This is a genomic window from Pararoseomonas baculiformis (assembly GCF_017813395.1).
Lineage (GTDB): Bacteria > Pseudomonadota > Alphaproteobacteria > Acetobacterales > Acetobacteraceae > Roseomonas > Roseomonas baculiformis.
Genome location: NZ_JAGIZB010000070.1, coordinates 1 through 5,025, shown reverse-complemented (window position 1 = coordinate 5,025; position 5,025 = coordinate 1). Strand labels below are relative to the sequence as shown.

The 5,025-nt window shown below is 61.7% G+C and carries 5 protein-coding genes and 1 pseudogene; 5 read left to right on the top strand and 1 reads right to left on the bottom strand.

Features of this window, described 5'->3' with window-relative positions; translation table 11 throughout:
• Positions 1 to 119, top strand: a pseudogene (locus J8J14_RS24360) (IS5/IS1182 family transposase); the annotation flags it as partial.
• Positions 120 to 277: 158 nt separating this feature from the next.
• On the opposite strand, the gene J8J14_RS24355 reads toward J8J14_RS24360, so the two are convergent.
• On the bottom strand, positions 278 to 1,099 hold the full coding sequence (locus tag J8J14_RS24355) for a lytic transglycosylase domain-containing protein (RefSeq protein ID WP_209382131.1): 822 nt from the start codon (positions 1,097 to 1,099) through the stop codon (positions 278 to 280).
• Here J8J14_RS24355 and J8J14_RS25880 point away from each other — a divergent pair.
• The 4 genes from J8J14_RS25880 (at position 1,092) to motA (ending at position 4,801) form a co-directional block, all read left to right on the top strand.
• Positions 1,092 to 1,805: a flagellar assembly protein FliX gene (locus J8J14_RS25880; protein WP_408896622.1), complete on the top strand. Its 714-nt coding sequence runs from the start codon at positions 1,092 to 1,094 to the stop codon at positions 1,803 to 1,805. The two genes, J8J14_RS24355 and J8J14_RS25880, sit on opposite strands and share 8 nt — an antisense overlap.
• A 452-nt stretch (positions 1,806 to 2,257) precedes the next feature.
• Complete coding sequence (locus J8J14_RS24345; protein WP_209382129.1) at positions 2,258 to 2,776, top strand: winged helix-turn-helix domain-containing protein; 519 nt, start codon at positions 2,258 to 2,260, stop codon at positions 2,774 to 2,776.
• A gap of 94 nt (positions 2,777 to 2,870) precedes the next feature.
• Positions 2,871 to 3,935 (top strand): flagellar motor protein MotB, encoded by a 1,065-nt coding sequence (locus tag J8J14_RS24340; RefSeq protein WP_209382127.1) that lies wholly within the window; start codon positions 2,871 to 2,873, stop codon positions 3,933 to 3,935.
• On the top strand, positions 3,932 to 4,801 hold the full coding sequence (gene motA, locus J8J14_RS24335) for a flagellar motor stator protein MotA (protein ID WP_209382126.1): 870 nt from the start codon (positions 3,932 to 3,934) through the stop codon (positions 4,799 to 4,801). Before J8J14_RS24340 ends, motA begins: the two co-directional genes overlap by 4 nt.
• Positions 4,802 to 5,025: the final 224 nt, after the last annotated feature.

Below are 5,025 nucleotides of genomic sequence, written 5' to 3'. Positions count from 1 at the left end.
TCGCCCGGTTCCGGCGCCTGACCATCCGCTACGAGCGCCGCGCCGATCTCCACCTCGCCCTGACAACCCTCGCCTGCGCCGTCATCTGCCTGCGCCAGATCAGGAGGTTTTGTCCTTAGCTTTAAGGGTTGACGACACCAGAGGCGACGGGTTCGTCCGTCCCTCTAGAAGTGAAACCTAGGATCTCTACCGACTGCCCGAGTGCAATTTGCCACCGAGTCCCTTGGATTGGACGATTAAGGATGGCCAATCTGAACCGGCTCCGCCGCCCTCCTGATCAGAACAACCGCCGCCCTTGATGAGGCGCAACAATCACAACGGCTGATGCCACTGGTGCGCCGCCGACCATAGGAACCGGCGCCGCGCGGTAGGCGTCGAGGCTTCGCCCCGCGCCGCTACCCGGTGTGCCAAGACTGGCTGCTGCTGCCATCGGGATGACCTGCGCCCGCTCGGCTCCGTTCGAGAGGAAGAAACCGCCCCCAATCGCGCCGAAACCGTGGGGCAGTGCTGGCGGCGTCGTTGCGGAACTAGTGGAGGGTGCATCCCCGGTTGCGGCTACCACGATCGGGGTGGTCGAGGGTGACCGCCTTTCCTGCTCCCAGGCGCTCAGCACCCGGTTAAGATAGGGTACTGCAAACTCCGGGTTTCGCGAGTGGTAACTGGCAGCAGCGGCGTGCCAGTCCTGTTTTTCCGCCATCAAGTCTCTTAGAAAGCTGGCGGCGTAGCGCGCATTTGTGAGCGGATCGAAAGCATCGTCCAAGGTGCCGAAGGCACGCGGGTGGTGCCGCATGTTGACCTGCATGCAGCCGACATCAATCGAACGGATTCCGCTGGCCTGCAGATCCTGCACGGCGGCAATTCCTGCCGCCTTCGTGGGGTAAGTGCTGCCGCGCCCTTCGGCGTTAATTGTCCAAGGATAAGGGTCCACTCGCCCTGTAGCGGGGTCTCGCCGGCCCGACTCGACGCGTGCGATTGCGGCCAGCAGATGCGGAGGGAGACTGAATTCTCTCTCCGCGACTTCGATTGCTTGGCGGCAGGTAAGCGCGGCCTGGGCGGCTGCCCCGCTCGGTCCGAGAAGGATCGCGGCTAAGATGAACATGAGCGCGCGGATAATCGATAGCAGGCACATACAGCAGCATGGGCAAGCGCTGTGCCACCAGCGTGCCGCGACATCAAGGCACGGGATGCAGGGAAGGTCGTCGGGAGGTGAGCATCGATCTACGCGTTCGCGGCCTCACGGGAGTGAGCTTGCTGAGTTGAAGTCAAGAATGGCCGGGCTTGGTCACCCTGATTCGGATATCGGTTGTCGCTGTTCACAAGGTGGTAACAGCCTCGAGGCACATAGCCGTACCCTTTTCAGCAAGGCTGAGCTGATGACCGTGTCTCTGCCTTCGGTGACCACCCCACCTCCCAACGCAATCCTTCCGCACGCGCGCCGGCAGACTAGTGGCGCGGGTGACTTCGCTGGGCATCTTCCGACGGCGAAGAGGACGGTCGGCGCGGGTGCTCCGCAGAAATTAGCCAGCTCAGTCGATTCGGCCGCCCTTGTGTCTGTGTCAGCCTATTCAGACGAGCCGCCGCGGCGCCGGCGCCCGTCACAAGCCGTCGTTGGAGACGCCCTAGATGCCTTGAGGCGCGTCCAGGTGCTGCTTCTTCAACCCACTGGCGGTGATCTTGAATTGGAGGCGCTGCAATCGTTGGCGTCGGAACTGGAAGAAGCGGCTGACGACTCCCTTGCAAGTCGGGGGATTCTTCTCCGTCTTAAGGTAGAAATTGCCAAAAGAACGCCATTTCCCGCGACATAGGAAAAAACCGTCAGTTAAAAGGAAGAACGGCCTACGCGGGTATGGCGTGTCAAAAAAACAACCAACGGACCCCTAGGAGGAATCAACACAATCGGCGCTTGCATACTGAATTGTGATCGCGCACTCTCGGTTTCGTGAGGTGCGGGCCGCTAGACGGAACCAACGCCTCAGCAAGGCAGTTTCTAGCGAAAATCGCAGGGCAAGCTATGCACATCCTCGTTGCCTCTCCAGCGGACACACAAAAGCTGCGCGGGGCGCTAGCTAAGCTTGGCCACAGTTGTGATGAAGCGGCGCCATTCCGCGAAACGCCTGAAGTGGCTCAGTTTAGCGGCCCGTACGACGGCGTGGTTCTGCAAGTAACCACTTCGCTAAGCGATGCCTTCCCGGTACTCCGTGAGATGCGCGGGCGGGGCTTGGGACTTCCCATCGTAGTTCTTTGCAACGAGTTCCGAATGGATGAGGAACAGGAGGCCTTCAGCCTAGGTGCCGATGACGTTCTCCACACACCGGTCAGTCTGCAACTGCTGGTTGTTCGTCTCCAAGCAATTCAGCGCCGAATCCTCGGATACAGCACGGCGGTCCTGCGTTGCGGGAACGTGACGCTGAACCAGAGCCGGCGCGAAGTTGCGGTTGATGGGACTGACGTCCGGATCACTGCCCGTGAATTCGACGTCCTGGAAACACTCATGCTGCACCGCGGCATGCTGCTGACGAAGGACTTGTTCATGAGCCGGGCATACAATGAGAGTGACGGCCCTAACCTCCGGATTCTTGACGTCTTTGTCTGTAAGCTGCGTCGCAAGCTCGCCGCCGCAGGCGCCGCTGAGATCGTCAGGACAGTGTGGGGCAGCGGCTACATGCTGCGGGAGCCTTCAGAGGCCGAGATCGCTATTGCCCGGAGTCGCCTCAGCTTGGGCAGGCCACGCAAGCAACGCGCTCATCTGGAGCTTGCCCCGGCAATGGCCGGCTGAGACGGTCCTGGGCTGGCTCTTACACCACACCCTCACTAGGTGCCCGGATCGAGCGGCCGCCATTCCTCCCAACGGGATCTGGAAGGCAGTCTGAATGACCAAGCAGAAGGGCGGGGCTGGCGACAAGCCCGTCATTGTCATCCGCCGCGAGGAGGCCGGGGAGGAAGGCCATCATGGCGGCGCATGGAAGATTGCATACGCCGATTTCGTTACGGCGATGATGGCCTTCTTTCTCTTGATGTGGCTCATCAACGCGACCACTGACGCGCAGCGGCGCGGACTCGCAGATTACTTTGCCCCGACCAACATTCTCGGCCGCTCAGCGTCTGGCTCCGGCGAGCCATTCGGCGGCCGCACAATCAACAGCAGCCGTGACCTGGCCGGGGAAAGCTCGCCGGCAGCCGGCCTGCAAAATGGCCAGCCCTTTGCCCCGCAACAAGCTAGGGAAAACGACGACGACTCCGATCCAGAGGAGGCGTCGCCTCCACCCGCGGCCAGGCTGCGCTATCCTGTGGCACAGGCCTCCCAAACTACTGCCCAAACGCATTCGGCCAGCAAAGCTGCTGCTGACGCGCGCGGAGGGGGTGGGGCGAGTGGCCAATCAGACACCGCATCATCACAGGAGGCTGTCACGCGTGCCCAGTCAGCCCGCGCGGTGTTGATGCAGGCAGCTGAGGAGATCCGCACGTCGGTGGGGAGCGATCCCCAACTGGCGGACCTAGCCCGACAGCTGATCCTCGATCAAGTCCCAGAGGGGCTCCGGATTCAGATCGTTGATGCGGATCGCCAGCCGGTCTTTGCCGCCGGGCAGGCAGCGCCGAACAGCCGGGGGCGGGCACTGCTGCTGCGGGTGGCCGGCGTGATCGCACGGCTTCCCAACGCTGTAGAAATCGCCGGGCACACCGATGGCACACCGTTCAAGGGCGGCTCGGATCGTTCGAACTGGGACCTTTCCTCCGACCGCGCCAGCGCCACGCGGCGCCTGCTGGTGGACGCTGGCGTTAGTGAAGACCGGGTGCGGGCGGTCGCGGGTCGGGCCGACCGTGAACTGCTCGTGCCGCAGCATCCCACAGACGCAGCTAACCGACGTACTTCGATCCTTGTGGTGATGCCCAACGACCGTACGGGCGGCGCAGGTGCTGGAGGAACGGCCCGATGATCCTGATCGCCGGCTTTGTTTTCATGCTCGCCTGCGTCTTTGGTGGCTACCTCGCAGCCGGTGGGCACTTGGCACCCATCTTACATTCGCTGCCATTCGAAATGCTGATCATCGGTGGTTCGGCAATCGGAACATTCTTGATGGCGAACTCCATGGCGCACGTGAAGCACACGTTGGGAGCCTTAAAGAAAGCCTTCAAAGGCTCGCGCTACAAAGAGCAGGACTACTTGGACCTCTGCACCTTACTACACCGTCTCCTCCGCGTAGCACAATCTAAGGGCGCAGTGGGCCTCGAGCCGCACATCGAGCGACCTGAAGAGAGCACCATCTTTCTTGCCTTCCCCACGGTCCTCGCTGACAAGCATGTAGTGCTGCTCATATGCGACTACCTTCGAATGGTCGGGATGAATGCGGACGATCCACACCAAGTTGAGGACGTGATGGCTCGGGAGCTTCGTAAGATGCGCGACGAGGAGATGCACTCCGCCCATGCCCTCCAGAGCGTGGCGGATGCCCTGCCGGCACTCGGCATCGTCGCGGCGGTTCTCGGCGTCATTAAGACTATGGGCTCCATCGACCAGCCACCAGCGGTACTCGGAGGAATGATCGGAGGCGCACTGGTGGGAACCTTTCTTGGCGTCCTGCTGGCGTATGGAATGGTTGGCCCGCTTGCGGCTCGGCTGAAGTCGGTAGTCGATGAGGAAGCAAAGTACTTAGAGGTTGTGCGTGCCGTACTCATCGCTCACCTGCACGGCAACGCCCCGCAGGTTGCCGTCGAGGTCGGACGCAAGACGGTTCCGACGGGCATGATGCCGACTTTCCAGTCTCTCGAAGGAGCTTTAAACGAGACCTCAGCCGCTGCCTAATTTGACCGATCAGTGTAGCAGGTAAAGCTAGGCTGTGTGGACGGATTTGACCAAGATGAGGCCGCACGCGAACGCGACGAGGGCGACGAAGTTCTCAGCGGTCTGTCTGCCGTCAGGTCTCCTGAGACAGGCGGGGTTGGTTGAGGAGTGGAGGATTTCCGGTTCATCGTGACCCCAAGGAGTGGGACATGAGCCAGAAGTCAGCTGCCCCGAGCCCGAAGCCG

Bases quoted from the DNA above. Each gene is read 5' to 3' on its own strand.
- J8J14_RS25880 (WP_408896622.1), top strand. From the start codon at position 1,092: ATGAACATGAGCGCGCGGATAATCGATAGCAGGCACATACAGCAGCAT.
- motA (WP_209382126.1), top strand. From the start codon at position 3,932: ATGATCCTGATCGCCGGCTTTGTTTTCATGCTCGCCTGCGTCTTTGGT.
- J8J14_RS24340 (WP_209382127.1), top strand. From the start codon at position 2,871: ATGACCAAGCAGAAGGGCGGGGCTGGCGACAAGCCCGTCATTGTCATC.
- J8J14_RS24355 (WP_209382131.1), bottom strand. From the start codon at position 1,099: ATGTTCATCTTAGCCGCGATCCTTCTCGGACCGAGCGGGGCAGCCGCC.
- J8J14_RS24345 (WP_209382129.1), top strand. From the start codon at position 2,258: ATGGATGAGGAACAGGAGGCCTTCAGCCTAGGTGCCGATGACGTTCTC.